This window comes from Tritonibacter sp. SIMBA_163, from assembly GCF_046535935.1.
GTDB classification, from domain to species: domain Bacteria; phylum Pseudomonadota; class Alphaproteobacteria; order Rhodobacterales; family Rhodobacteraceae; genus Epibacterium; species Epibacterium scottomollicae.
In genome coordinates, this window is record NZ_JAWJBP010000423.1 from 1 (window position 1) to 273 (window position 273).

The window sequence follows — 273 nt, forward strand, 5'->3', positions numbered from 1 at the left end:
TGTATTGCTACGCATAACTTAGGCTTGAGCGCATATCGAGAAATTGTCTTGGAAGGCTTGCGACGGGAAGGCTACGATATAGAACACATGGAAGATTTAGATCAAGAAACAAAACAAGAAATCAGAGAAGGAATGAAGGAAATTAAAGAGGGAAATTACTCTCGATTAATTCATTCTATTGTTACCGCTACGCCTGATGAAACAAACATCAGTCATTTAGAACGGAAGCAAGAATTGACCCAAGAAGAACGCCACCAACTCAAACATTGGAAG

1 protein-coding gene is annotated in these 273 nt (G+C 39.6%); it reads left to right on the plus strand.

Annotated features, from left to right (window positions below):
• Positions 1-24 precede the first annotated feature (24 nt).
• The coding region (locus tag R0J92_RS22980; RefSeq protein WP_411053370.1) for a hypothetical protein at positions 25-273 on the plus strand (249 nt) is incomplete at its 3' end.